20 protein-coding genes and 1 pseudogene are annotated in these 26,286 nt (G+C 56.3%); 10 read left to right on the top strand and 11 right to left on the bottom strand.

The window, feature by feature from the left end:
* Positions 1-124 precede the first annotated feature (124 nt).
* Complete coding sequence (locus ACQZ51_RS13430; RefSeq protein ID WP_448777892.1) at positions 125-955, top strand: methylenetetrahydrofolate reductase; 831 nt, start codon at positions 125-127, stop codon at positions 953-955.
* A 24-nt stretch (positions 956-979) separates the two neighbouring features.
* On the opposite strand, the gene ACQZ51_RS13435 is transcribed toward ACQZ51_RS13430, so the two are convergent.
* The 7 genes from ACQZ51_RS13435 to ACQZ51_RS13465 form a co-directional block, all read right to left on the bottom strand.
* Entirely contained in the window at positions 980-1,693 is a 714-nt protein-coding gene (locus tag ACQZ51_RS13435) for an ABC transporter ATP-binding protein (protein WP_448777894.1), read from the bottom strand.
* On the bottom strand, positions 1,690-3,471 hold the full coding sequence (locus ACQZ51_RS13440) for a branched-chain amino acid ABC transporter ATP-binding protein/permease (RefSeq protein WP_448777895.1): 1,782 nt from the start codon (positions 3,469-3,471) through the stop codon (positions 1,690-1,692). Before ACQZ51_RS13440 ends, ACQZ51_RS13435 begins: the two co-directional genes overlap by 4 nt.
* On the bottom strand, positions 3,471-4,505 hold the full coding sequence (locus tag ACQZ51_RS13445; protein WP_448777897.1) for a branched-chain amino acid ABC transporter permease: 1,035 nt from the start codon (positions 4,503-4,505) through the stop codon (positions 3,471-3,473). The genes ACQZ51_RS13440 and ACQZ51_RS13445 overlap by 1 nt, the downstream gene beginning before the upstream one ends.
* Before the next feature lie 96 nt (positions 4,506-4,601).
* A complete protein-coding gene (locus ACQZ51_RS13450) occupies positions 4,602-5,759 on the bottom strand; it encodes an ABC transporter substrate-binding protein (protein WP_448777899.1) in 1,158 nt (385 codons plus the stop codon).
* Positions 5,756-7,402, bottom strand: a complete 1,647-nt coding sequence (locus ACQZ51_RS13455; RefSeq protein ID WP_448777901.1) for an acyl-CoA dehydrogenase family protein — start codon at positions 7,400-7,402, stop codon at positions 5,756-5,758. The genes ACQZ51_RS13450 and ACQZ51_RS13455 overlap by 4 nt, the downstream gene beginning before the upstream one ends.
* Before the next feature lie 7 nt (positions 7,403-7,409).
* Positions 7,410-8,171: an SDR family NAD(P)-dependent oxidoreductase gene (locus tag ACQZ51_RS13460; RefSeq protein ID WP_448777903.1), complete on the bottom strand. Its 762-nt coding sequence runs from the start codon at positions 8,169-8,171 to the stop codon at positions 7,410-7,412.
* Positions 8,168-10,024, bottom strand: a complete 1,857-nt coding sequence (locus ACQZ51_RS13465; RefSeq protein ID WP_448777905.1) for a feruloyl-CoA synthase — start codon at positions 10,022-10,024, stop codon at positions 8,168-8,170. Before ACQZ51_RS13465 ends, ACQZ51_RS13460 begins: the two co-directional genes overlap by 4 nt.
* A 135-nt stretch (positions 10,025-10,159) precedes the next feature.
* Here ACQZ51_RS13465 and ACQZ51_RS13470 point away from each other — a divergent pair, with 135 nt between their 5' ends.
* Genes ACQZ51_RS13470 through ACQZ51_RS13480 form a run of 3 tightly spaced genes read left to right on the top strand, consistent with a single transcriptional unit; the run spans position 10,160 to position 12,334 of the window.
* Complete coding sequence (locus ACQZ51_RS13470) at positions 10,160-10,954, top strand: crotonase/enoyl-CoA hydratase family protein (protein WP_448777906.1); 795 nt, start codon at positions 10,160-10,162, stop codon at positions 10,952-10,954.
* Between the two features lie 29 nt (positions 10,955-10,983).
* Positions 10,984-11,436: a MarR family winged helix-turn-helix transcriptional regulator gene (locus ACQZ51_RS13475; RefSeq protein WP_448777908.1), complete on the top strand. Its 453-nt coding sequence runs from the start codon at positions 10,984-10,986 to the stop codon at positions 11,434-11,436.
* Positions 11,437-11,458: 22 nt separating this feature from the next.
* A complete protein-coding gene (locus tag ACQZ51_RS13480; RefSeq protein WP_082249808.1) occupies positions 11,459-12,334 on the top strand; it encodes an amidohydrolase family protein in 876 nt (291 codons plus the stop codon).
* A gap of 45 nt (positions 12,335-12,379) precedes the next feature.
* Here ACQZ51_RS13480 and ACQZ51_RS13485 read toward each other — a convergent pair.
* A pseudogene (locus ACQZ51_RS13485) lies at positions 12,380-13,454 on the bottom strand (citrate synthase/methylcitrate synthase).
* Positions 13,455-13,559: 105 nt separating this feature from the next.
* Between ACQZ51_RS13485 and ACQZ51_RS13490 the strand changes: the two are divergent.
* The 3 genes from ACQZ51_RS13490 to eglC all read left to right on the top strand — a co-directional run bounded on the left by ACQZ51_RS13490 (position 13,560) and on the right by eglC (position 17,306).
* Positions 13,560-14,789, top strand: a complete 1,230-nt coding sequence (locus ACQZ51_RS13490) for a citrate/2-methylcitrate synthase (RefSeq protein WP_448777910.1) — start codon at positions 13,560-13,562, stop codon at positions 14,787-14,789.
* A gap of 122 nt (positions 14,790-14,911) precedes the next feature.
* Positions 14,912-15,697: a 2-keto-4-pentenoate hydratase gene (locus ACQZ51_RS13495; protein WP_448777912.1), complete on the top strand. Its 786-nt coding sequence runs from the start codon at positions 14,912-14,914 to the stop codon at positions 15,695-15,697.
* 175 nt (positions 15,698-15,872) lie between these two features.
* Complete coding sequence (gene eglC / locus ACQZ51_RS13500; RefSeq protein ID WP_448777914.1) at positions 15,873-17,306, top strand: endo-1,3-1,4-beta-glycanase EglC; 1,434 nt, start codon at positions 15,873-15,875, stop codon at positions 17,304-17,306.
* A 58-nt stretch (positions 17,307-17,364) separates the two neighbouring features.
* Here eglC and ACQZ51_RS13505 read toward each other — a convergent pair whose 3' ends face one another.
* Entirely contained in the window at positions 17,365-18,186 is an 822-nt protein-coding gene (locus tag ACQZ51_RS13505; RefSeq protein WP_448777916.1) for a bifunctional allantoicase/(S)-ureidoglycine aminohydrolase, read from the bottom strand.
* A gap of 123 nt (positions 18,187-18,309) precedes the next feature.
* On the bottom strand, positions 18,310-19,299 hold the full coding sequence (locus tag ACQZ51_RS13510; RefSeq protein WP_448778329.1) for a class I SAM-dependent methyltransferase: 990 nt from the start codon (positions 19,297-19,299) through the stop codon (positions 18,310-18,312).
* 371 nt (positions 19,300-19,670) lie between these two features.
* Between ACQZ51_RS13510 and ACQZ51_RS13515 the strand changes: the two genes are divergently transcribed.
* Positions 19,671-21,668, top strand: coding sequence for a putative bifunctional diguanylate cyclase/phosphodiesterase (locus tag ACQZ51_RS13515; protein ID WP_448777917.1), 1,998 nt, complete (start codon positions 19,671-19,673; stop codon positions 21,666-21,668).
* 48 nt (positions 21,669-21,716) lie between these two features.
* Here the strand turns inward: ACQZ51_RS13515 and ACQZ51_RS13520 are convergent, their stop codons facing one another.
* Positions 21,717-24,254: a DNA translocase FtsK gene (locus tag ACQZ51_RS13520; protein WP_448777918.1), complete on the bottom strand. Its 2,538-nt coding sequence runs from the start codon at positions 24,252-24,254 to the stop codon at positions 21,717-21,719.
* 428 nt (positions 24,255-24,682) lie between these two features.
* Here ACQZ51_RS13520 and ACQZ51_RS13525 point away from each other — a divergent pair, with 428 nt between their 5' ends.
* Positions 24,683-25,567: a dihydrodipicolinate synthase family protein gene (locus ACQZ51_RS13525; RefSeq protein ID WP_448777920.1), complete on the top strand. Its 885-nt coding sequence runs from the start codon at positions 24,683-24,685 to the stop codon at positions 25,565-25,567.
* Between the two features lie 12 nt (positions 25,568-25,579).
* A complete protein-coding gene (locus ACQZ51_RS13530) occupies positions 25,580-26,239 on the top strand; it encodes a GntR family transcriptional regulator (protein ID WP_448777922.1) in 660 nt (219 codons plus the stop codon).
* Positions 26,240-26,286: the final 47 nt, after the last annotated feature.

Consider the following 26,286-nt stretch of genomic DNA (forward strand, 5'->3'; position numbering starts at 1 on the left):
TATACATTTAGATGCCGCCGGGGAGATGAATACCTTGCTGAACGTTGAAATAGATCCAAATAACCAATTGTATCAAAGCCTGCCCGGCGCCGCTGACCATTTGCTTGCGAGGTCGATTGAGGTGATGCCTCGAACCGCAGCCAAGATCGATAGCTTCAAAACCCTTCTTCCGGCAGGCACCCGTGTCTACATCGCGCACATCGCTGGCACATCAATTGATGACATGGTGAAAACCGCAGCCCGCATCACAGCGGACGGTTTTACAGCCATGCCGCATTTCCCGGCTCGCTCCATCCCCGACGCGGCGACGCTCGAACTGTGGCTGAAGCGCTATTCCCTTGAGGCGGGTGTAACCGAAGCGCTGCTTCTGGGTGGCGGTGAAGCGCGACCTGCGGGTAACTTGAGCAGTTCAATGGACCTTCTTAAAACTGGGCTGTTAGACAAATATGGCTTTACGCGCTTGCACGTCGCTGGTCACCCTGAGGGCAGCAAGCAGATCGACAGGGACGGCTCGACAAAAGAAGTCGATGCCGCGCTATCGTGGAAGAATGACTTTTCACGCCAGACCGACGCCCAGATGGCAATCGTCACCCAGTTCGGCTTCGATCCGAAGATCGTGATGGATTGGGCTGAGCGCATCCAGAATTCTGGCATCATCATGCCCATCCATGTGGGAATAGCCGGCCCCACCAAGCTCCAGACCTTGATCAAGTTTGCGATATCCTGCGGCGTCGGCCCATCGCTTAAGGTATTACAGAAGCGTGCGATGGATATCAGCCGCCTGTTCATGCCCTATGAGCCGACAGAATTTGTGTCGGCGCTTTCTCACTACAAAATGCAAAACCCTGATACGCTGATCGAGCAATTGCATGTCTTTCCACTCGGCGGCATCGCAGCCGGTGCGGACTGGATGAAACGGAACATCAGTGACCAAAGGAATGCAGCCAGCACTTGACTGCATTCCTTGTCGATCGGACAATCAGGCTGGTGCAGTGCCGAGATAGCTTTCCATCAACGCCGGATTGCTGGAAAGTTCCGCCGCTGGTCCCGAGAGCTTCACCTCGCCCAGTTCCATGAGGTATCCGAAATCCGCGATTTCCAGGGCAGCGCGAGCATTCTGCTCCACGAGCAAAACGGAAACGCCAGTATCGCGCATTTCAGACACGATGCGAAGAATATCGGCGACGATGCGCGGTGCCAGACCCAGGCTTGGCTCATCCAGCAGCAGCAATCGCGGCCTGCTCATCAATGCCCGCGCCAGCGCCAGCATTTGCCTTTCACCTCCCGATAGCGTTCCCGCCAGCTGCTTTCGGCGCTCTCCAAGTCTCGGAAACCGCTCATACAGTTGCGCGCTGGTTTCGGCACGCTCCTGGCGGGATCGAAGAAATCCACCAAGTTCGATATTGTCTTCCACAGTCATGGTGGAAAACAACTCACGTCGCTCCGGAACGAGACAGAACCCGGCGGCTACCCTTGCCTCAACGGATGCTGGCACAGGTTTCCCGTCATAGTGAACCATCCCGCTGCTGGGAATGATCCCCATCGCAGCATTGAGCAGCGTTGTTTTACCCGCGCCATTGGCGCCGATGACGGTCACAATACTGCCTGCCTTCATTGTCAGCGACAGGCCGTGCACCACTTGAGCGTGACCGTAGGAGACGTTGAGGTCCTTTATCTCAAGAAGATGGGTCATACGGCACCTCCCAGATAGGCGGCGATAACGGCCGGATGGTTTCGCACCTCCTGCGGCTTTCCGTCAGCAATCAACGTGCCGAAATCCAGAACCACAAGCTGGTCCACAAGTCCCATGACGAAGCCCATATCATGCTCGACAAGCAACACGCTGACGCCCTCCTCGCGCAGTTTTTTCAAAAGAGCGGCAAGCTCCTGCTTTTCCGCATGCCGCAGCCCGGCAGCTGGTTCATCCAGCAACAAGAGTGAAGGATCTGCAGCAAGAGCGCGTGCAATTTCGAGGATACGTATCTGTCCAAGCGCGAGATCTCCCGCTGGCCTGTGCATCAACGCTCCGAGACCAACGCGCTCCACCTGCCTTGCAGCTTCCGCCAGCAAGGTCGCTTCCTCTGCCCGCTCCGCCCTGATGAAACTGCGCAAGACACCCGCTGAGCCGCGCAGATGCGCGCCCAACGCCACATTTTCCAGCACGGACATGTCTGGTAGAACCTTGGCATGCTGGAAGGTGCGGGCGATGCCGTATCGGGCGATCTTACGCGGATTAAGGCCTGATATCGGCTGTCCTCGATAAGTGACCTTACCCGCTGTCAAACCAAGGATCCCGGTTATGAGATTGAACGTGGTGCTTTTTCCAGCACCGTTTGGCCCGATCAACCCAACGATTTCCCCGGCGTTGATCCTGAAGCTGACGTCATTGACGGCAACCAGTCCACCAAACTGCTTGCGCGCATTTTCCACCGTCAAAAGCGGCGCACCGCGTTCCGGCATTGGGCGACGGTCAAGATCACCATGATTTTTTGCAAGCTTGCGCTCCGGCTTGCGCAACCCGGCCCACTTTGTGGCCAGTGGCCAGAGCCCGTCACGCGCAGCTTGCAGGATCGCCACGAGCAGCAAGCCGAACACCACCATTTCCACGTTCGTCGACGTTCCGACAAGCCCCGGCAGGAACCGCTGGAGAACCTCTTTCAGCACAAGAATGACAGCTGAGCCGAATACGGCACCCCATACATGTCCGGCGCCGCCAACCACTGCCATCAGCAGATATTCGATACCCATGTTCAGGCCAAACGGCGTTGGATTGACCGACCGCTGCATATGCGCATAGAGCCAGCCGGAAAGGGCTGCGAGAACACCGGCCAGGACGAAGACCGTGAGCTTGGCGCGCACGATGTTAACACCAAATGCTTCTGCCGCCTGCGCGCCTCCACGCAGGGCGCGAATGGCGCGGCCGATGCGGGAGTCCAGCAGATTGACCGCCCCGATCGACACGAGGATGACAAATCCCCAGATGATGTAGAAGATCGATTGGCTGCTGATGAAGGAATAGCCAGCCACAGACAGCGGGGGGATGGAAGTAATCCCGTCATAACTCCCCAGCAATTCGATTTTGCCAAAGAGATAATAGAGTGCCAGACCCCAGGCGATAGTTCCGAGCGGCAGAAAATGGCCCGACAGCCGCACCGTGATGAAGCCTAGCAAAAATGCCGTCAGGGCGCCTATCAGCAGCGAAAGCGGCAATGTCAGCCATGGAGAAACGCCGTAGGCTGTGGTCAAAACCGCCGTAGTAAAAGCTCCGAAGCCGCAGAAGGCAGCTTGGCCGAACGATGTCAGCCCGCCAACGCCCGTCAGCAGCACCAGACCGATGGCGACCAGAGAAGCAAGTCCGATATTGTTCATCAGCGTCAGCCAGAACGGCGGAACCGGCAACAGCGGAAAGACGGCAAGCACAATGAGGCCTGCGAGAGGAAGAATGTGTGTTTTCGCGCTACGCAGCATCATCAATCCTCCTCATGGTGGCCGGCACCGAAGGACAGCCATACCAGCACGGGTATGATCAGCCCGAAGACGATGACTTCCTTGTACGCACTGGCAAAAAACGAAGAAAAGGCTTCCACAAGGCCGACGCCGATGGCCGCAATGGCCGTCAACGGAAAATTGCCCAGACCACCCAGAATGGCGGCGACGAACCCTTTGAGGCCGATCAGGAAGCCCGTGTCGTAATAGATTGTTGTAACGGGTGCGATCAGAACGCCGGAAATCGCACCGATAATGGCGGCAAGAATAAGAGCCGTTACACCCGTTAACTGGGTGCGAACACCAACAAGTCTTGCGCCCAGCCGGTTGATGGCCGTTGCCCGCAACGCCTTGCCCAAAAGCGTCTTTTCAAAGAACAGGTAGAGCCCGACCATGATGAGGATCGTGGTGCCGTAGATCCAGAGGCTTTGCGTTGTAACAACCACCGGGCCGACCAGAAAACTGCCATCCGCGAGTGGCTTTGCGCGCAAGCCTTCAGGACCGAAAAAGATCAACCCCAGCCCCATCATGAACAAATGGACGCCGATGGAGGCAATCAGCAGCATCAGCACCGACGCATCCACCAGCGGACGGTAGACGATGCGATAGATGTAGTATCCCATCGGAGCGATGATGATGATCGCCATTGCAGCGCGTACCAGCGCAGGAAGCTGAAGCGGAGCAACAAGCGCAACCAAGGCGTAGATGGCCATCGGCAGGACAATATTGATCAGCAGCGCACGCAGGAGAGACGGCAGGGCAAAACCCCGTCGCATGTCCCAGAGATCCAGCACCATCGCCGCAGCGCCGAATGCGATCAGCATCGGTGCCGTTCCCGGTATCTTGCCACTATCAAGCAGGGCAAGCGACAGCGCGCCATAGGCAACAAATTCGCCCTGCGGTATGAAGATGATGCGGGTTACCGCAAACACAAGAACCAGCGCCAACCCTAAAAGTGCGTAAATTGCACCATTGGTCACGCCGTCCTGGATCAGAAAGGTCGCAATTGTTGCGTCCACGTCAGTTCCCCAATGTATTGATTATGATTTTTTAGCTGCAAAGCGTCATGAAGCTGCGCCCCGATTGTCGGGACGCAGCTCCACCGTTTGAGCGCGCTATTTGAGGAGGTTGAATTTGCCGTCCTTTGCGGTCAGCAACACGATGCCCCGATCATCAAGCCCGTAGTGATCCGTTGCTGAGAACTGGAAAACACCATGCGTCGCTGGAAACGGGCCGCCGGCTTCAATGGCGTCACGCAAGGCATCGCGAAATTCCTTGGTGCCGGGCTTGGCCTTGGCAAGCGCCACGGGAACAGCCTTTTTCAGAATGATCAGAGCATCCTGCATATGAGAACCGAACTGCGTGCGAGTACCGGCACCATATTTGGTTTCATAGGCCGTTACATAGGCCAGACCTTCGGCTTTAGTTTCAGAGGTGTCAGGCTGGTCTTCCGCCACCATGACGGGGCCGGACGCAAACACGGTGTTTTCAACGCTTTTGCCCGCAATGCGCAGGAAGTCGAAGGTGACAGCACCGATCGTTTGATAGATTGGTCCCGTAAAGCCACGCTCACGCAACCCAAGCTGTGGAAGTGCTGCACCGGTGCCCGAGGCGCCAATCAGAACGGCATCCGGACGTGACGCCACCACCTTCAGAACCTGGCCCGCCACAGACGTATCCGGTCGGGCATAGCGTTCATCCGAAACCATGGTGAGCCCGTATTCGCCGCCAAGCTTCTTGAATTGATCAACCCACTGGTTGCCGTAGGAATCCGAGAAACCGATGTAGCCGAGCGTCTTCACACCATCGGCCTTCATTTTCGCAAACAGATGGCGGGACACGAGTTCGGCGCTTTGTGGCAACACGAAGCTGTAGCCCTGCGCGACCGGTGGCGGCAGTGGCGAAGGAGCAAGGTGCGGTACACCCGCTTCCTTGGCAACGCCCGCAACGGCAATAGCCCCCGGCACCAGTGCGGAACCGATGATGACATCAGCCTTATCGTCATTGGCGAAACGTCGGGCATTCGTGGTGGCAAGCGATGGGTCACCCGCATCATCGAGCAAAATCACCTTCAGCTTTTCGCCACCAATTTCAGAAGGCCAAAGCTCGACAGAATTCTTCAGCGGAATGCCAAGCGCAGCACCCGGGCCTGTCGTTGGAATGGTCACGCCGATGGTGATATCAGCAAATGCTGGAAGCGACGATAGCGTCAGTGCGACGCTTGCCAGGGCTCCCAACCTGATCAATGCACGGCCAGTCATAGAATGTCTCATGTCGTTCTCCCGTTAACATGCGATGTGAATGATGGAGAGACGCCGATGGCGCTCTCATATCGGCTGATTTCGTGGTGGTTTTCCTCAAGCGGCAAGCGCAGGGAAAGCCATGCGGCTACGGCATCCCACGCCGTGCGCATATATTGATCTGCATGGTAGAATGCAGCTTCCGGCTCGCCAGACAGGCGCTCCATGTTTTCTGTCATGGTCCGAAGTCGTGCCAGCGCATTGGTTGCCGCAGGGATTGCATCGTGCCGCGGCGTATTGGCAATGTCCCGCTCGACCAGTGTTTTGAACGCTGCGAAACCACGCCCTTCATCGCGCCATAGCCTGCGCGTCAGGAAATCCAACGCCTGCATGCCGGTTGTGCCCTCATAAATGGACATGATCCGGCTATCGCGCAGATATTGTTCGACCGGCCACTCTCGCGTGTAGCCCGCCCCACCCAGGACCTGAATGGACCGGCTGGCACAATCGAACCCGATCTCGGCTCCGAAATTCTTGACCAGAGGCAGAAGCCAGGCGGCGAAATCGGCGAAGAAGGCACGCCGTTCCACATTGTCGGACTGTTCTGCCAGATCCATCGCTGCTGCCAGTTCAAGAACAGCCGCGCGCAATGTCTCCGTCTGGCGGTTGAGAATAAAGAGTTGCCGCTTCACATCGGGATGGGTGGCAATCGCAACAGGCTTCTCATTGGGCGCACCGCCTTGGCGCCGTTCCAGCGCATAGGCATGGGCTATGTCAGATGAGGCAGAAGCAATACCTAAGCCTTGGCACCCTGTCGTCAGCCGCATCCGCTCTATCATGGTAAAAAGCTGCGGCAGCCCATTGCCTTCCTGCCCCAGCAGAATGGCGTTGGCTGAATCGAAACGCAGGGTGCAGGTGGGGGAGCCGTGAAGCCCCATCTTTTCTTCTATCCGCTCAACCGTGATTTTATTGCGCTCACCATCGAAATGATCCGGCACCAGAAACAGGCTTAGACCTTTTGTTCCCGGCTGGTCGTTGGTTCGCGCCAGGAGACAATGGCCGATCCGCGATGTGATGTCGTGGTCGCCGAAGGATATCCAGCACTTGGTGCCCGTCACCTGCCACTGGCCGTGGCTGAGCGCGCCGCGTGTGCGCACCCGTCCGACATCGGAACCGGCATCGGGTTCCGAAATGCAGATGGTTGCCGACCACTCACCGGAAATCAAATTGCCGATCCACTCGGCTTTCGTGTGTTCATCTGCCGCCCGCGCAAGCAGAAATGCTGCGCCACGCGATGAGCCTGCCAGCATCATCAGGGAAACACAGGCGCGCTCGAAAAACGGAGCGCAGGCCGCTTGCAAGGTTTGCGGCAGACCTTGACCACCAACATCTTCAGGCAAATCCATTCCGAGCCATCCGGCTTCACAGAAGCGGCGATATGCATCGGCAAAACCCGCCGGGGTCTTCACCCTGCCATCAATCAACCTGCATCCTTCGCGATCCCCGATGCTGTTGAGCGGCGCCAGCTCCGTCTCGGCAAAAGCCGCCGCCTCAGACACAATCGCGCGGATCGTGCTGTCATCCAGTTCGGGAAAGCGTGCGCCTACATCTTGCCAGCTGGGTGTTTTGGCCAGCAGATCAAGCGTTTTTTCGACTTGCTGTTCAAAACCCGTCATGGCGCCGCTACCTCGGCTGCATGCGAATGGCACCATCCAGACGGATGACCTCACCATTCACATATTGGTTTTCGATCAGGTAACGCACCGTGTCGGCAAACTCGGCGGGATCCCCCAACCTTGCCGGATAAGGTATTGCAGAAGCCAGACTATCCTGCGCCTCCTGCGGCAGGCCGTGCAGAAGTGGCGTGAGGAAAAGCCCGGGAGCCACCGTGTTGACGCGAATGCCAAAACGGGCGAGTTCGCGGGCGGCGGGAAGGGCCATCGATACAATTCCGCCTTTCGAGGCGGCATAGGCCACCTGCCCTATCTGACCTTCGAAAGCTGCGACCGAGGCTGTGTTAACGATGACACCACGCGCCTTGTCGTCCCGCTCCTCAGCTTTCGCCATATGGGCCGAAGCCAGGCGCATCATATTGAACGTGCCAACAAGGTTGACGCTGATGACGCTTTGGAATGCGGACAGCGGCATTGGCCCCTCACGCCCCAGAATGCGGGCGGCAGGCCCGATGCCCGCGCAGTTCACCAGAATTCGCAAGCCATCGCCGGCCTGAGCCGCCTGCGCCAAGACCTTCTCGGCGTCGACCTCATTCGTCACATCGCCAGCAAACGCTGAGCCGCCAATTTCGCTGGCCACCTTGACGGCAGCGTCGGCGGTGCGGTCAAACACATGCACGATTGCGCCTTTGGAGGCCAGAAGACGCGCAACGGCTTCACCAAGACCAGACCCGCCACCCGTAACGACAGCACTTGAGCCTTCGATTTTCATGCCGCAATTTCCTTTTCGGCCAGAATGACGTCGGGCGATCCCAGATAAAGCGTCTCCACCAGATCCTTGCGGTGAGACAGCATGGCGCGCTGGTTCAGCGAACCCTTGTCTGTGATCTCACCTTTGTCGATACGGAGCGCTTCCCGGATGATGAGCAGGCGCGCAACCCGCGTGGCTGAGCCGGTGGCACGCATTTGATGGCTCTTCAAATGTATCGCGAGCGCGTGCCTTACATCAGGATGCGCGAAAATTTCCTCATCCGTCATGGTGCTGGCCTTTGCACCGATGATCTCACGCATTGAAGGCAAGGAGGCAACGACCAGCGCGCCCAACTCCGCGCGGTTTTCGCCGGTGATGACGGCATCGCGTATCAATCCGCCGAAATCGTCCACCAGTTTCGCCCGCAACTTGCCGACGGAAACCCACGTGCCTGTCTGAAGCTTGAAATTCTCCGCAGTGCGGCCATCAAAGATGAAGCCTTTCGACGGATCTGCGGGATCGGCAAAGCGAACGGCATCACCGATCTGGTAGAAACCTTCCTCATCAAAGGCCTTCATCGTCAACTCAGGGCTGCGCCAATAGCCGGGCGTGATGTTCGGCCCTTTGAGGCGCAACTCATACTTATCCTCATAAGGCACGAGCTTCATTTCCATGCCCTGAGCGGGAATGCCGATATTGCCCGGCTCGTCCTGGGGATCAGTGCAATACAGCGCAAATGGACCCGTTTCCGTTGCCCCAAGCCCGGTGCCTAAGGGAACGCGAGAGCCGATTGTCTGCTCGGCCATTACATTCAGGGCATCCCACGTATGCTGCGCCATTCCAGCGCCCGCATACATCATTAGCTTCAAATCCTTGAAGAAGCTCTGGCGCAAGATCGCATCATCGCGCATGGCCTGCACCAGCATCTCGTAACCCGCAGGCACGTTGAAATACCAGGTCGGCGAGACCTCACGAAGGTTCGCAATGGTTTTGCCGATCATCTGGGGAGACGGCTTACCGTGGTCAACATGATAGGTGCCACCATTGTAAATGGCATTGTTGAAAAGCTTGTTGCCGCCAGCCGTGTGGTTCCAGGGGCTCCAGTTCACGATAACGGGTGGCTCATCGCGCAGAAATGCGTAGCAATCCGCGATCATCTCCTGATTGGCACACAGCATACGTTGGGTCTGGATCACGGCCTTTGGAGACCCTGTCGTGCCAGATGTGAACAGAAATTTCGCAATCGTATCAGGACCCGTCCGGCCAAAGGCCTCATCGACAGAGACGGTAGCAGATGTTTGCAGCAAGTCTGAAAACAGGTGCGTGTTGCCACGACCCGCTGGAGGATTGCGCAGCACGACGACGGGACTGTTGGCCCCGAAGGAATAATCGACCGCATCCATGAAGCGGCTGCCGTCTTCAACAAAGACAAGGCCGGGCGTGACTTGAGTGGCAATGTCGCGCAGCTTTTCAAACTCACCTGAGAATGAAGCATAGCTTGGGGAAACGGCTGCTGAAGGAATGCCAACATGTTGCGCGCCCAACGCCAAAAGCGCATGCGCGAGGGAGTTTTCGGCCAGGATCACCAGCGGTCGATCGACACTCAATCCCATATCAAGCAGGGCCTGACCAATCCGCCGGACACTTTGCAGCGCATCATGATAGGTCACACGCCGCCAGGCATCACCATCCCGTTCCGCCATCCAGATTCGGTCTGGCGCAACGCGTGCCCAATGCACGAGCCTTGCGTTCATCTTATCGGGATAAGCGCTAAGCGGATCTTCCCGCCATACCTTGATCGAGCCGTCATCGCGCTGGCTCCAGCCAAGCTTCGGTGACCAGAATTTCACGCGTCCGCTAGCGTTCTCGTTCATGACTCCTCCCAGACGTCAATCGCGTGTCTAATAGAGTTGCACTCCGTCAACTCGTCAATTTTGTTTACAAGGAAACAATCTATCTGTAAACAATCAAATCAACGGAATGCAGATTTGTGTGGGAGGCTTTCACAGATGAGCAATGATCAGCAACGGGATTTTGTAACTTACGAACTGCGCGGCAACATCGCACTTGTGGGTCTCAACCGGCCCGAAAAACGCAATGCCATCAGCGACGCCTTCGTTGAATCGATCGCCCAGGCAGTGGCTCGCGCGCAGAACGAGGCCAAGGCTGCCGTTCTGTTTGGCCATGGCGACCATTTCTGTGCCGGTCTGGATCTGGCCGAGCATGTCAAGAAGACGCCGATCGAGGGCGTGCGCGGTTCGCGTCGTTGGCATGCTGTTTTCGCTGGCATCGAGCATGGCACCATTCCCTGGTTTTCCGCTCTGCATGGCGCTGTTATCGGCGGCGGGCTGGAGCTTGCAGCGTCCACCCATGTGCGCGTGGCTGATAAGGCCGCTTTTTTTGCGCTTCCGGAAGGACAGCGCGGGATTTTCGTTGGCGGCGGCGGCTCTGTGCGTGTTGCACGCTTGACCGGCGTTGCCCGCATGACCGACATGATGCTGACGGGCCGCGTGGTCTCCGCAGATGAAGGCGAACGTTGGAACATCGTGCAATATGTGGTTGAGGCAGGAACAGCTGTCGAAAAAGCCATTGCTCTTGCCGAGAAAGCAGCGAGCAACGCTGAAATATCCAATTACGCCGTGATTAACGCATTGCCACGCATTCAGGATATGGCAAAGGAAGATGGCCTTTTCGTCGAATCCTTCATTTCTTCGTTTACAGCGACAAGCCCTGAAGCAGAAGAGCGGCTAAGGGCATTCCTCGACAAGCGCGTTGCCAAGGTGAAAGCGCCAGGCGAGGTCTAGAATTCGCTGAGCAAACGCAAGGATAAGACATGGAAACGCTGGTCCGGACACCTGAAACCGTCAATTTCGGTCGCTTGAACACGGCCCCCGGCTTCCTGTTACGGCTGGCGCAGCTCAGAGTTTACGAGCAGTTCTTTTCGCAAGTCGGAGAACATGGTCTCAAGCCGGGCGAGTTTTCGGTTTTATGGGTCATTCGCAACAATCCAGGCATCAGGCAGAGCATTCTCGGCCAGAGCCTGATGATAAAGCGCGCCCATATGACAAAACTCATCCGTGCGCTGGAAGATCAGGGCCTGCTTTACCGCAACATTCCCGATGAGGACCGGCGAGCCGTCGAACTGACGCTGACCGCGAAGGGGCAAGAGGAAGCCGATATCGCCTCCGAATGGTTTTTTGCCTACGAGGAGGGTGTCGGTGGGACACTCACGCAAGCCGAGCGGGACCAGCTGCTATTTCTGCTGCGGAAATTTATCGGCATTTAAATTCGTTCTGTGGGAGGACATGATGAACATTGACGAGCTGATCGCCATCGACGTGCACACACACGCCGAGGAGCCATGCGGTTGCCAACGGGACGACGGTTACCACGAGTTTCAAGCTGGAATGGCGCGCTACTTCAGAAATCCGGCTGGCGCACAGGGCATGCTGCCCACGGTTCAGGAAACCGCGACCTATTACCGTGAGCGCAAAATCGGCTGCGTGATCTTTCCCGTGGATGCAGAGCGCGAAACGGGCTTCCGCCGTTACGACAATGAAGAGGTCGCTAAAATCGCGGCTGAAAACAGCGACATCATGATCCCATTCGCCTCTATCGACCCGGCGAAAGGCAAGACCGGGGCGCGCGAGGCACGGCGTCTGGTTCGCGAATTTGGTGTCAAGGGCTTCAAATTTCACCCGACGATGCAGGGCTTTTATCCCAATGATCGCATGGCCTATCCGCTTTACGAAGCCATTCAGGAAGAAGGTGCGATTGCCCTTTTCCACACAGGCCAGACGGGCGTTGGAGCAGGCCTTCGCGGCGGGATGAGCATGCGCCTGAAATATTCAAACCCGATCCACCTCGATGATGTGGCCGTTGATTTTCCGGATATGCCGATCATCATGGCTCACCCATCCTTTCCCTGGCAGGAAGAAGCGCTGGCCGTGGCGACCCATAAGCCGAATGTCTATATCGACATGTCGGGCTGGTCGCCAAAATATTTCCCGCCGATCCTGGTGCAATATGCCAACACCATATTGAAGCACAAAATGCTGTTCGGCTCAGACTGGCCAGCGATAACGCCAGACCGTTGGCTCGCGGACTTTGAGAAAATCGAAATCCGCGACGAGGTCAGGCCGCTCATTCTCAAGGACAATGCGCGTAAACTGTTCAAGCTTTAAGACTTCGTTGCCCGATGCAGCAAGGCCGCTGCACCGGGCAACACATTACCGCAAAACGGGCATGGGGCCGATATATCGCGACTGTGGGCGGATCAGTTTTCCCACGGCCTCCTGCTCCAGCACATGGGCTGTCCACCCCGCCATGCGTCCGGCGGCAAAGACGTTTGTGAAGCTCTCCCGTGGAAAGCCAAGGGCTTCCAGCACAAGTGCGGTTTAAAATTCGACATTGGTTTGCAAAGGCCGGTCCGGCTTTTTCTGCGCCAGCAATTTAAGCGCCGCCTTCTCCACGGCTTCGGCAAATGCGATGCGCCTACCGTCTTCCCGCAATACAGAAACGGCCTTCTTCAATACATCTGCACGCGGATCTCGGACGCGATAGATCCGGTGCCCAAAGCCCATCAACCTCTGTCCATTCGCCAGCGCATTGGCAAGCCAAGTCTGGATGTTCGCTTCATCGCCGATTGCATCGAGCATATCCAGCACTGGTCCCGGCGCGCCGCCATGCAACGGGGCCTTTCAGCGCGCAGAGCGCGCCGATGACGGAAGAAAATATTCCAGCGTCAGTCGAAGCGATGACGCGGGCGGTGAAAGTGGAGGCGTTGAGCCCGTGATCGGCCACCGTCACCAGATAGGCATTGAGAGCCTTGACCTTCTCAGGTGCACCTTCCTGACCGTGCAACATGTAGAGAAAATCTGCCGCATGACCCGAAGCGGCACGCGGGGCGACCGGCTTCAAACCGGCACGTCCACGGATGATGGCCGCAGCAAACACCGGAACACATGCCACCGCCAGGACATGGTGATCGTCCGTCTCCGTATCTGCCAATGACGACAGAAGAAGCCTGAGCGCTTCGACCTGACTAAGTTCCTGCGTGTTGGGCAGAAGCTTTTCGAGCCGGTGAAAAACCCGGCAACGTGCGCGCCCGAGCGATTCTTGAATTTCGCGCTCATCAGAGGGACCGCTGCTCAAACCCTTCCAAAGCAAACCAAGAACCGCCTCGAAACTCCAATCGGAGAGAGCGTCCAGATCATGGCCGCAGATGATGAGACGGCCCGCAGCGCCATCGACGTGGCTGAGAACCGTCTCGGCCGCAACGACATTTTCAAGGCCTGGACGGATGGGGTCTGAAGCTAAGCTTGGCAACACGGGTTTCGATAGGTTTTGCATGATGATCCTCACAGATTGACTTCCGTAAGGATCATGATTGAATCAATATGATCAATCTTGATTCAACCAATCAACATCGAGAAAATTTTGAGCCCGCAGGATCAGTTCATCGATGCTCAAGCCGCATCCCAAGCCCTCGGCATCAGTCGAGCGACTTTATACGCCTATGTCAGCCGTGGCCTTGTTCGCACCACGCAAGCACCTGACGATCCACGTCGCCGGCTGTACAGCGTTCATGACATCGGCACGCTGAAGAAGAGCAAGTCTATTGGCCGCAAGCCACGCGATGTCGCGGCCACCACGCTCGACTGGGGTTTGCCGGTGCTGACATCCGGCATCACGCTGATACAGGGTGGCCGTCTGTTCTATCGCGGACAGGATGCCGTGACATTGGCGAAGGACCAGACTCTGGAGGACGTTGCACGTCTTCTGTGGGCATGCGGCGAGCATGATCCATTCTCGGCATCGAAAAATGTCGAGTGGGACAGGTCGCTGGTCGAACGCACACAGCATTTGCCTCTGACGGAGCGGTGCCAAGCGCTGCTATCCTTCGTGGATGCGGGCCGCATGACATGCTGGCAACGAGAGCGGCACAAGATATGGCCCAGCGCCGTGGCCTTGTTGCATGCCATCAGCGCCGCAGCCACTCGCACCCATACGAGCCTTGAGCCCACTCACGCGCATCTGGCAAAAGGCTGGGGTCTGGATGCGGCTGGTGCAGATATCATCCGTCAAGCGCTGGTTCTTCTGGCAGATCATGAACTCAATTCATCAACCTTTGCCGTGCGCATCGTCGCCTCAACCGGCGCATCGCTGGGAGCATGTCTGAACACCGGGCTATCTGCACTCAGCGGGCCTTTGCATGGCGGGATGACAAGCCTTGTCGAACTGCTGTTCGATGACATTGACCAGGCGTCCGACGCCGAAGCCGTGGTGGAAAAACGCCTGCGGCGTGGCGACGGGCTGCCCGGCTTCGAGCATCCGCTCTATCCGGATGGTGACCCGCGCGCAGCGGCGCTTCTGCGTCTGTTGCCACACAACGAAAAGCGGCAGTCCTTGATCGATGCCGCTATAGACACCACAGGCAAACTGCCCACGATTGATGTTGCACTGGTTGCCATTCGCAGAGAATTGGGGCTTCCCTTGGGCTCTGCCCTTTCTCTCTTTGCCATAGGCCGCACAGTGGGGTGGTTGGCCCATGCAATGGAACAGTTTCAGGAGGATAGATTGATACGGCCGCGCTCTCGCTACAGTGGTCCACCGCCTGAAATTGACGAGGGATTATAGATTCATATCGAATAAGTGTTGAAGAAAATGCAATTCGATTGTCACTTTCCGCCCGTCGCTTGCAAGCATCACGAATGACTGCAATGAAATCACCTTGACGTTGCTTTGCGGGAGGGTGTGGCATGACAACAATGACAGGTGCGAACATAAGACTTGGCGCTATTCTCGCCGAGGCTGAAAAGCAGCAGTCATTTCTCAGCGCTGCAAAATTGGAAGCAAACGGCCTCATTCCCGAGACAATCGAGACAGGAATGGCCGCTCAGGCAATTTCGACAGCGGCCATCGGCAAGGAAATCGGCGGCTGGAAAGTCTCCTTCAGCGGCGGGCGGGCTGTCGCAGCACCCATCATCGACGTCTACGACTTCAGAACTGGCATCGTTCCCAAAAACGGTCCAGTGGGGGTGGAGATCGAAATCTGCTTTGTTCTGTCCAACGATATTCCTGCCCCTGTTGAAGGACGGGCATATGAGCGCGACGATATTCTTGCGCAAATCGCATCTGTGCATCTTGGGGCAGAACTTGTCAGTTATCGCCTGATCGAAGAAAACAACGCACCCTTTCCGCTCTTTCTGGCGGACCGGCTGGGCAACCACTCTTTCGTTCTGGGGCCGGAAATCGACAGATCCCTCATCGAGCGTGTACTTCACGAAGACCAAACCCTGCCCCCTCTTCTCCTGGAAGCAGATGGTCAGGTTCTCTTCGAAGCACCCGCCAAGCATCCACAGGGCGATGCCGTTGCTTCGCTCTTAGCCTATGCGAACCGTCCAATCGATCATCTCGGTGGTTTGAAGCGCGGTCAGGTGGTGACCACAGGAAGCCTCTGCGGCCTCGTCCGCCTATCTGGGCAGGCCACAATCGAGGCGACCTGGGGTGAAATCGGGGCTCTCCACTTGTCTCTCCAACACTAAGGCGCAGACGCGCTATCGCGCCACCTTGATGCCTCTGACGATTTTTTAATCGCCCTGAACACCCGTGACTTTTCACAGGGTGCCGCAGGCCATTATTCTCATTTTCGCCGCAAACGAAAATCGCATCCCTGTTACATTAGCATTGTCGGTGCACGGTTTAACAGGAGGCAAGTCGATGGCGAGCTCAATCATGAATGCTGTTGGGAAGCCGCTATATTATAGCGACACCTCCACCGGCTTTTTCTCGGCAACAGGCTCCGGCCCGAACCTATATGGCACCACCAAGAACGATTCCATGTGGGGTGATAGCGGCGTCAATGTCACCATGCATGGCGGCACCGGTGACGATATCTATTATCTCTACTCCACCATCAATCGCGCCTCTGAATCGGCGAATGCGGGTGTGGATACGATCAACACCTGGATGAGCTATACGCTTCCCACCAATATCGAAAACCTGATCGTTACAGGTGATGGCCGCGACGCCTTCGGAAATTCACTGGATAACATCATTCGGGGTGGCTCTGGCAAACAGACGATCGACGGCCGTGCGGGCAATGACGTTCTGACCGGCGGCGGCGGTGCCGATACCTTCGTGTTTGCGAAAGGCAACGGGACGGATCTGATTACAGATTTTGGTACCGATGACACGATCCGGCTCGATGGTTATGGCGTGACATCCTTTGATCACCTCATCAGCGCATCCACGCAAAAGGGTGCAAACCTCTGGCTGAATTTTGACAATGGCGAAAGCGTCGTACTTGCCAACACCACGGCTGATGACCTCTCTGCTGATCAGTTCAGGCTGACACTCGACCGCTCGCAGCTCACCGCAACATTCGCGGATGAGTTTAACGCGCTCTCGCTGAGTGATGGCCAGAGTGGCGTGTGGGAACCGAAATTCTGGTGGGCGGGCGAGGAAGGTGGCAGCCTCCACACCAACTCGGAAAAACAGTGGTACATCAACCCGGCCTATCAGCCCACCTCATCGGTCAATCCATTTTCCGTTCAAAACGGTGTCTTGACCATCAAGGCCGCGCCGACGCCAGACCTGATCTCCGACGCTGTTTCCGGATATGATTACACCTCTGGCATGCTGACGACCCACCCATCATTCTCACAGACTTACGGCTATTTCGAAATCCGCGCAGACATGCCCAATGAACAGGGCGTTTGGCCCGCTTTCTGGCTGTTGCCGCAAGATGGCAGTTGGCCACCGGAACTCGATGTGATTGAAATGCGGGGCCAGAACCCCAATTCGCTCATCCTGTCTGCCCACTCCAACGCTTCGGGCCAACAGTCCTCCAGCATCAACAACGTTACCGTTGCCAGCACGGAAGGTTTTCATAAATATGGAATGCTGTGGGATGCAGAGCACATAACCTGGTATTTCGATGATGTGGCTGTCGCGCAAATCCATACGCCTGCCGATATGCATGACCCCATGTATATGCTGGTCAATCTCGCCGTTGGCGGCATTGCCGGAACGCCTGCAAACGGCTTGCCAAACGGCTCGGAAATGAAAATCGATTACATCCATGCCTATTCGCTGGATGATCCCGCGGCCACAGTCGCTCAGGCCTCTACCACAGACCACTTGCTAGTCTGATGCGAAACAGCGCCCTGCATGGTCTGGGCGCTGTCTCTTATTTAAAGCATACGAGAAACTACCAAAGCTTAACGTGGCGGTTCACATCCTTGTAAAGAAGGTAGCGGAACCGGCCAGGGCCACCAGCGTAGCAGGCTTGCGGGCAGAAGGCCCTCAACCACATGAAGTCTCCGGCTTCGACTTCGACCCAGTCATTGTTCAGCCTGTAGACGGCCTTGCCCTCAAGCACGAAAAGGCCATGCTCCATCACATGGGTTTCCATGAAAGGAATGGTAGCGCCCGGCTCGAATGTTACGATATTGAGGTGCATGTCATAGCGGCCATCGCTCGGATCGATAAACCGCGTGGTCGCCCATTTTCCATCGGTTTCCGGCATTGCGGAAAGCTCATGCTCATCTTCATGCGTGAAAATGGCAGGAGGCAACTCAAGGCCTTCAACCGCGTCGAACACCTTTCTGACCCAATGAAATTTGGCTGGAATTGAGCCCTCAGCACGAATCGTCCATTGGCTTCCAGCAGGAATATAGGCAAAAGATCCCGCCCTCAGCGCATGTCGCTGACCGTCATATTCAATTCTCAATTCCCCATCGACGACGAAGATTGCCGCCTGCGCGCGCTGATCAGGCTCCGGCCTTTCGCTGCCACCACCGGGCATAATTTCCATCACATATTGAGCGAATGTCTCGGAAAAGCCGGTCATGGGACGCGCTATGATCCACGCACGTGTGTCACGCCAATGGGGCAGCACGCTCGTCACAATATCTGACATCACACGCTTTGGAATGACCGCATAGGCCGTCGTGAATGTCGCCTTGCTTGACAGCAGTTCGGTCTGGCCGGGAAGCCCGCCAAAGTCTGAATAATATCGCCTGTTTTCCATGATGCACTCCAAAGCATGCTACGTCGTGAAATGCTTAAAGCGTTTCGGCAGCAAATGGAATCGCTTGCATCAGGATTTCAGCGCCGCCTCGTGCAGGCGGCGCGCTGTGACGTCTGTCGATGATCAGTGCTTTTTACGGATCACGCCATAGACGATGTTCCGGTTCTCGCCGAAAAATACCTCTGCTTCGATTGTCGATGGATCAGCACTGGCGTTGATGATGTTCCACATGTCCTGCTCGGTACGCAGCAGCAATGCCCAGTTCATGAAGCTTTCCATGTAGCCATCAACACCGATATCCTGCGAGAAATTGGCGAACAGGAACGTCCCACCGGGCTTCAGCATGTCAAGGCAACGCCGTGTCAGTTTGATGGAGACCTTGTCGACGAGGTAGTCATAGAGGCCAGCGGCGTAGACGAAATCAAACGTACCGAACTGCTGGCGGCCAGAGAGTATACCGCGAACGGAACCATCGACGGCCGTAATGCATGTATGACCAAAATCCCGGGTTATGGCACCAATGCTCAGAGGGTCCTGATCCAGCGCCACCCAGCGCTTGATCTTACCGTCTGCCAGCGCCTTGGACTGGTTGGCTTCCCGCAGATGCCCGGCAGCGATGGTCAAAATTTCTGTCTCTGGTCCGTGTCTTTCGGCCAGTTCATCGACATACTTTGTGAGAATGTCCCGCCGCTCCCTGACGGCGACCGAAGACGAGGCATCGCGGGTGTAGGCATAGAGTTCGGCACCTACGGGAGACGCAGCGTCGATGCGGCTTTGGACACTGGGGTGGCCGTAAATGAAGTCCAGCAATTGCGCATCGCCAGAATATCCACGCGGCTTTTCATGCGACCAATATGTGAAGGGATCCTGGAGAAAATATTCGGAAACATGGTGGTTCTGGATAATAGGCACCAGACTTAACCACACGCCGGAGTCGTATTTATTCCTCAACTGATGTAATCGTCCGGCCATTTCATGTATTATTTTGCGCGGCGACTGCCCGCTTGAAATCTGCTGGCCTGCGAGATTGAGGATCAGCGCGACCTCTGCTTTGCCGAGCTCGAAATTCTCATGGAAGTTGCCATTATCAGAAGAAAATATCTCCTTCGCCATGGCCTCTGGAGTAATAAGACTTTCACCATCAAAATTTCTATTCAAAAGCTGGGACACTCGCACTCTCCTGATTAACGTCTTGTTAACTAAACGTGAATTCAGACGTAATCGGTCTTCGTGTCAATCAAGGATTCGCCTATAAAGTGCTAATATTCATGAAACTTCTCATTAAGGTAAATGCAATTTGGATTGTACATTTGCCGCTCCTTAAAGAAAATTAAAAGGATAGAATTCATGCTTTGCGAGTGTTTCACTGCGATAGCCTAGGAGATCGGCCTCGTAGAGCCATGCAAAACGACAAGTGACGAAATAAAATTTCCTCTATCCACGACAGCCGACATTCAGATTTATTGCAACCTATGGGTAAGTGCATGACGCACACTTTGGTAGATGTGGTTGAGCTTGATTTGAACGGAGATGATACGCAAAAACGGTCTGAGAGTAATTTGCGTAAAGTCTTTCTCAAAGAAGCGGATGCCAAAAGGCGCACGGCCATACGGCACGGGCTGTGGACAGCCGTGCCACTCTATCTTCTTTTTTCAATCACAGACGTTCTTCTCATCCCGGACGTTTCAGCGCACACACTGTTTGCGCGCTTCGTGGTCGGCATCGCGGCTTTGCTGACGCTGGAAACGCAGATCCGCGCCAATGCAAAAACCAGCCATTTGGATATCGCCTGCGCTATCGCACTGATCTGCGGATATATCGGTTGGGTCATGCCAGCAATGATGACGAGCTACACCGTTAACATGTCCTATTACATGGTGTTCGGTGCGATTTTCATGATGGGCGCAAACCTATTCTTCACCTTCAGTTTTTCACTGTCGCTTTGCGCGTCAGCTTTCATATTAGTGATCTACTTCGCCGCGCTGAACTATATTCACGAAGACATCTACTACCAGATTACCTTCGGCACCTTCTACCTCACCTGCTTCGTCTTCACGTCCTATGTGAACCTGCGCCTCAACCGGGAACGCTACCAGGTGTTCCTCAATGCCGTTGAAGCCAATCTCCAGCAACGGCAAGCGGAACAGCGCGGCGAAGCGCTGCTGCGTCTGTCCAACACCGATCCTCTAACAGGACTGGAGAACCGCAGGTCCATCGACAGCAGGCTGCGTCATCTTTGGGATGAATGGGCGAGCAACGAGCGAAACTTCGCTGTTTTTCTGATCGATGTGGATTTTTTCAAAAAGTACAATGATTATTACGGCCATCAGGAAGGCGACCGATGCCTTGTTCAGGTCGCTCAAACCCTTGAGACCAGTCTGAGCCGTTTCGATGCCGTGATCGGGCGATATGGTGGCGAGGAATTCATAGCGCTCGCCCATTTCAAGACGCTGAAAGACATTGAACATATCGCAGAGACGCTTCGGCATACCGTCGAAAACATGGCACTTGTCCACGAAAGACGGCGCGATGGCACATCGGTCATCACTGTCAGCGTTGGCGCCTCCTACACACGAAAGCAGCCAGACCCAAAGCTCGAGCGCTTGATCAACGAGGCAGACCGGGCTCTTTATCTCGCCAAGGCAAACGGTCGCAACACCGTCAAACTTTTCGACCCGAAAGACCCCCTCAACAGCGACGATACCGAAAATGTCGCCGCGCTGCTCAACATGGCGATCGAGAAGAAACTCGTTTCGCTGGTCTATCAGCCGATTAAAGACCTTTCATCGGGGGAATTGAGCGGCGTTGAAGCTCTCATGCGGCTACATCTGCTCGATGGAACGTCGGTACCGCCCAGCATCTTCATCCCGATTGCCGAGCGCAACGGTATCATCATGGATCTCGGCCTGTGGGCCATCCGCGCCGTATGCAAGCAGGTTCTGCGTTGCGATTCCATGTCTGTCGTCAGCGTCAACGTATCACCTATGCAGCTGAAGAGCCCAGGTTTTGCGACATCGGTCGCCGGCATTCTCGGAGAGGTCGGGGTCGCCGGCAGCAGGCTTGCATTCGAGATTACCGAAGGACTGGAGATGGATATGAACTCCGATGTTCTGCGCTGCATCAGTGACCTCAAGACCTTGGGCATCCGAATCTGGCTCGATGATTTCGGCACCGGATTTGCTGGTCTTTCCTGGTTGCGACTGATTGATTTCGACACCGTCAAAATCGATAAGTCCTTCCTCCATGATAGCAACACGCCTCGCGGAAAGGCGATGCTCAAGGACATCATCAGCCTCATCCGCAATCGCGGCCACAAAATTCTTGTCGAAGGGGTGGAGACGCCTGAACAACTAGCAATACTGCGAGAACTCAGGATCGATCAGGTTCAAGGCTATTACGTGGGCCGTCCGGGACCCATCGAAAATCTGCACGCGCCGAAATCATACCGCATGCATTTGGCAAAGCTGATGCGGGGAACCTGAAGGGAAGGCTTCCGCAGTCAGCGACGCGGAAGCCTCCTGATATCCTTGTCAATCCACAGCGCCTGGCACTTCGCACAGTTCACGGTCACCGCTTATGATGGAGCGCTTGCCCACATGGTTGGCTGGCCCAACAATGCCTTCCTGCTCCATGCGTTCAACCAATGAGGCTGCACGATTGTAGCCGATAGACAGGCGACGCTGGATATAGGACGTGGAGCACTTCTTGTCGCGAAGCACCACCTTAACGGCCTTTTCGTAAAGGTCTGCGGTATCGTCTTCAGCCATGGCTGACTTGTCGAAAACCGCGCTGTCCTCTTCAGCACCCTCGTCGGCTTCATCGGCATCCTCGGTCACAGTGCCCAGATATTCCGGGCGCCCCTGCGTCTTCAGATGCGCAACAACTTTTTCGACTTCCTCGTCCGATACGAAGGGTCCGTGAACGCGTGAGATGCGTCCGCCACCGACCATATGCAGCATGTCGCCTTGGCCGAGCAAATGCTCTGCGCCCTGCTCGCCCAGGATCGTCCGGCTATCGATCTTGGACGTGACCTGGAACGAGATACGGGTGGGGAAGTTCGCCTTGATCGTGCCGGTGATGACATCGACCGATGGGCGCTGGGTTGCCATAATGAGGTGGATACCCGCCGCACGCGCCATCTGCGCAAGCCGCTGGATTGCACCTTCGATTTCCTTGCCGGCAACCATCATCAGGTCAGCCATCTCGTCGACGATGACGACGATGTAAGGCATGGCTGTGAGGTCCATTTCCTCCTGCTCGTAAACCGCCTCGCCGGTGGCGCGATCAAAGCCAGTCTGCACGTTGCACATCACGGTTTCGCCCTTGGCGCGGGCCGATGCCGCACGAGCATTGTAACCATCGATGTTGCGAACACCCAGACGCGACATCTTGCGATAGCGGTCTTCCATCTCGCGCACGGCCCATTTCAGCGCCATGACGGCCTTCTTCGGGTCGGTCACGACGGGCGTGAGAAGGTGTGGAATACCGTCATAAACGGACAGCTCCAGCATCTTCGGGTCGACCATGATCAGTCGGCATTCCTCCGGCTTCAACCGGTAGAGCAGTGACAGAATCATCGTGTTGATCGCGACCGATTTGCCCGAACCGGTGGTGCCCGCCACCAACAGGTGCGGCATCTTGGCCAGTTCCGCCACAACGGGTTCGCCACCGATGGTCTTGCCCAGGCAAAGCGCCAGCTTCATCCGCGTTTCGGAGTAGTCGGGAGATTCGATCAACTCGCGGAAATAAACCGTCTCACGCACCGGGTTCGGCAATTCGATGCCGATCACGTTACGGCCGGGCACCACAGCCACGCGGGCAGAGAGTGCTGACATGGAGCGGGCAATATCATCCGACAGGCCGATAACCCGAGAGGATTTCACACCCGGCGCTGGCTCGAACTCGTAAAGCGTCACGACCGGACCGGGCCGCACATCGATAATCTCGCCCTTGATGCCGAAGTCTTCAAGAACACTTTCGAGAAGCCCGGCACTCTGTTCGAGCGCTTCTGGTGTCATTGTGGTTGTCTGGAGAACCTGCGGCTTTTGCAGCAGATCGATGGGCGGGAACTCATACTCGCCTTCACCGAATACCGGCGCATCGAGAAACATCGGCTGATTGGCGTTGCGGGCCGCCGTTCGCATTTCGCGGCGCGGCGCTGCCACCAGCACGGGCTCAGCCATCTGCAGCTCGGCAGCTGCCGCGACCGGCGTCACCTCCTCGATTGGCTCGACGATGGGCATGGGCTCGACAGAGGCGATTTCCACGGCGCGCACAGGTTTGATGTCGACCTGCCGATACAACGAGACCGCCGATCCATCCAGCCGTGCGAATGCTGGCTTCTCAACGACTGGGAGAGGCTGCGCCACCACCTGCACGGCAGGCATTGGAGCTTTAACGGTAGTGGCAGGAACTGTTGCGGCAACAGGCGTCGTGACCGTTGTCACGCGCTGAGCTTTCACTCGCACCAGTTCGGCCAACCGCAGAGGCTGTGAGGGCGGCAGAATTGCAGTGCCGACATCGAGGTTCATAACCTCCCAGAACATTTCATCCGAAAGAACGTCTGCAAAGGCGGGCACATCGATAGCCGCATTGCGCTCTGACGGGAAACAGGCAACATCGATCTGCTCGGCAACCGTATCGACAGCGGCCTCTTCTACCTCGGGGTCAGCGACAGCCTGTTCACGTTCCTTCAAGGCAAGCTCGCGGCGCAGCCGATACGTCAGCGCAAGTGCACCGATGGCACCTGGTGGCTGCGGCAGCACGGCTGGCTTGGCAATGCGGCGCTCGACAGGTTCCGGCTGAGCAACCGGCATTTCCTCACCAATAGCCGGAACCTCGACGATGACAGAGCCCACGGCTTCATCATCGGCCTTGCCCGGCGCACCGCCAACGACCTGCTTTCCAGTGACAAGATTTTGTGGCGTGCGGGTAAAGCGCACGTTCGGGCCCAGCGTAAATGCCTTCTGCCAGAGGGGCATGTCATCCCGTCCCTCGATAGCATTGGCCGCAAACTGATCGGCATTATGCCCCATCACCGCCTTCTGGTCAGCGGTCAATGGCACCATATCACGGGCGTCACCCGGCTCCGCAACGGCTGGTCTCGGTCCCCTCTCTTCTATCGTATTGATGGAATGATTTAAATTTGAACGGGGAATACGCATCACAGCCTGTACACTCATCATAAACGGACATTTGGCACACCCAATTCAATAGAAAATAAAGGTTAATCACATGTTGCCAAAGGCCTCCTCCCGGTGATTTTTCCAAGGCTAATGTAAGGGTGTGTCCGGCGAGCAACGGCATTGAAGACAGCGAAAATGAGAGATTTGCGGCCTAAAATGCAGCGTTTTCGTGGTTTTCCGGGCGGATTTGCGGCTCTGCGGCACCCCTCATGCGGGCTAGGAAATCTTTGGGGTAAAGTAACTGTTCTTCTCTTTACAACTAACATGTTAATCGCGTATCAAGTTGATGTCAGTTTTGGAGGAGCAGGCATTTGACTGGTAAATTTGGCCTTTCGGCAGCACTTACGACCCCCTTTGCGCCGGATGGCAGCATCGACACCGCAGGGCTAGTGGCCCAAGCCAAGCGCTCGCTCGCCGCTGGCTGCAACAGCGTTACCCTTTTCGGCACAACCGGCGAAGGCAGCTCGATCGGCGCTCGCGAACGCACTGATGTGCTAGCCGCCGTCCTCAGCGCGGGTATCGATCCGGGCAACATTGTTGCCGGCGTTCTGGTCGATTCGGCGCAAGACGCAGCGGATCAGGCTCGCGAAGCGCTTGATATTGGCGTGCGGAACATTCTTCTGGCACCGCCCTCATATTTCAAGAATGTCAGCGACGACGGTCTTTTCGAATGGTTCTCAGCGGTCTTTCGCCAGCTTGGCAGCAGCGCCCGCGATATTCTGGTTTATAATATCCCATCTGTCACAATGGTCGCCTTGTCGGTCGAACTGATCGGTCGCCTGCGCCACGCATTTCCGGGAATCGTCACCGGGGTCAAGGATTCCTCTGGGGACTGGCCCTATACGCAACGTCTTCTTGCAGAGCACCGCGATCTCATCATTCTCATTGGCGATGAGCGCCATCTGGCGCAGGGCGTGCGCCTTGGTGGGCAAGGCGCAATCTCCGGTGTGGCGAACTTCCTGCCGAAAGAGGTGCGTGCCATGGCTGTTGATGGCGTAGACGACAAGCGCATTGAAGACCTGGTTGCTGAATTGCTGAAATACCCTGTCATACCGGCAGTCAAGGTTCTGGTCTCTCACGTCACCGGCGAGCCGATCTGGCACTCGATTCGCCCGCCACTGGTTTCCATTTCTGCAGAAAACCGTACAAAGCTCGCGGCTGCGTTCGAGCAGCTTTTCAACAGCAAAGCCGCTTAAGAAGGATAGCTCATGGATGAGACTGGAGAACAGACAACGTTGCGAGAGAAAGCGTATGAAAGCTTTACGCATCATCTTCTCGCGCGCGATGTTCGTCCGGGCCAGTTCATCTCACAAAGACGGTTGGTAGAGCTTACGGGATTGCCCCTCGGCGCAATCCGTGAGGCCATTCCCAGACTTGAGGCGGATGGGTTGATCATCACTGTACCCCAACGCGGGCTACAGGTCGCACATATCGACATCAACCTCATCCGTGAAGCATTCCAGTTTCGTATTTTCCTCGAGAAAGAGGCCGTCGCGATCTTTACCCGAACAGCTTCTGATGAGGCCATCGGCAAGATGTTGAACGATCACCGGGACATTGCGGAGGCAGCGGAAACGGGAAAAAGTTCGCCTGAGTTGGATGCCCGCGCGCAGGCGGTTGACTGGGGCATGCACGACGCTTTCATCGATTCACTGGGAAATTCCATCATATCCAACGCCTACCGGGTCAACTCCATCAAGATGCGCCTCATCAATCAGGAGCGTTTTCGCATTGCAGGCCATGTCAAATCCGTCATGGCCGAGCATCTGACGATCCTCGAAGCCATCGAGCGTCGTGCGCCGGAAGAAGCCGCCGAAAGGCTGGTCGCCCACATTAGGAATGCGCGAGACAGGGCGCTGGCAGTTTAGACGAGCGGTTCATCCGATAGGAACATGCATAAGCAATCGGCCGGAGG

This window comes from Agrobacterium sp. CG674 (assembly GCF_053521645.1).

Excerpts from the sequence above, each read along its gene's own strand:
- ACQZ51_RS13510 (WP_448778329.1), bottom strand. The coding sequence starts at position 19,299 with ATGGCGAAGGAGATATTTTCTTCTGATAATGGCAACTTCCATGAGAAT.
- ACQZ51_RS13450 (WP_448777899.1), bottom strand. The coding sequence starts at position 5,759 with ATGAGACATTCTATGACTGGCCGTGCATTGATCAGGTTGGGAGCCCTG.
- ACQZ51_RS13430 (WP_448777892.1), top strand. The coding sequence starts at position 125 with ATGCCTCGAACCGCAGCCAAGATCGATAGCTTCAAAACCCTTCTTCCG.
- ACQZ51_RS13460 (WP_448777903.1), bottom strand. The coding sequence starts at position 8,171 with ATGAAAATCGAAGGCTCAAGTGCTGTCGTTACGGGTGGCGGGTCTGGT.
- ACQZ51_RS13475 (WP_448777908.1), top strand. The coding sequence starts at position 10,984 with ATGGAAACGCTGGTCCGGACACCTGAAACCGTCAATTTCGGTCGCTTG.
- ACQZ51_RS13520 (WP_448777918.1), bottom strand. The coding sequence starts at position 24,254 with ATGGTGCCATTGACCGCTGACCAGAAGGCGGTGATGGGGCATAATGCC.
- ACQZ51_RS13505 (WP_448777916.1), bottom strand. The coding sequence starts at position 18,186 with ATGGAAAACAGGCGATATTATTCAGACTTTGGCGGGCTTCCCGGCCAG.
- ACQZ51_RS13455 (WP_448777901.1), bottom strand. The coding sequence starts at position 7,402 with ATGACGGGTTTTGAACAGCAAGTCGAAAAAACGCTTGATCTGCTGGCC.
- ACQZ51_RS13495 (WP_448777912.1), top strand. The coding sequence starts at position 14,912 with ATGACAACAATGACAGGTGCGAACATAAGACTTGGCGCTATTCTCGCC.
- eglC (WP_448777914.1), top strand. The coding sequence starts at position 15,873 with ATGGCGAGCTCAATCATGAATGCTGTTGGGAAGCCGCTATATTATAGC.
- ACQZ51_RS13465 (WP_448777905.1), bottom strand. The coding sequence starts at position 10,024 with ATGAACGAGAACGCTAGCGGACGCGTGAAATTCTGGTCACCGAAGCTT.
- ACQZ51_RS13515 (WP_448777917.1), top strand. The coding sequence starts at position 19,671 with ATGACGCACACTTTGGTAGATGTGGTTGAGCTTGATTTGAACGGAGAT.
- ACQZ51_RS13480 (WP_082249808.1), top strand. The coding sequence starts at position 11,459 with ATGAACATTGACGAGCTGATCGCCATCGACGTGCACACACACGCCGAG.
- ACQZ51_RS13435 (WP_448777894.1), bottom strand. The coding sequence starts at position 1,693 with ATGACCCATCTTCTTGAGATAAAGGACCTCAACGTCTCCTACGGTCAC.
- ACQZ51_RS13470 (WP_448777906.1), top strand. The coding sequence starts at position 10,160 with ATGAGCAATGATCAGCAACGGGATTTTGTAACTTACGAACTGCGCGGC.
- ACQZ51_RS13530 (WP_448777922.1), top strand. The coding sequence starts at position 25,580 with ATGGATGAGACTGGAGAACAGACAACGTTGCGAGAGAAAGCGTATGAA.
- ACQZ51_RS13440 (WP_448777895.1), bottom strand. The coding sequence starts at position 3,471 with ATGATGCTGCGTAGCGCGAAAACACACATTCTTCCTCTCGCAGGCCTC.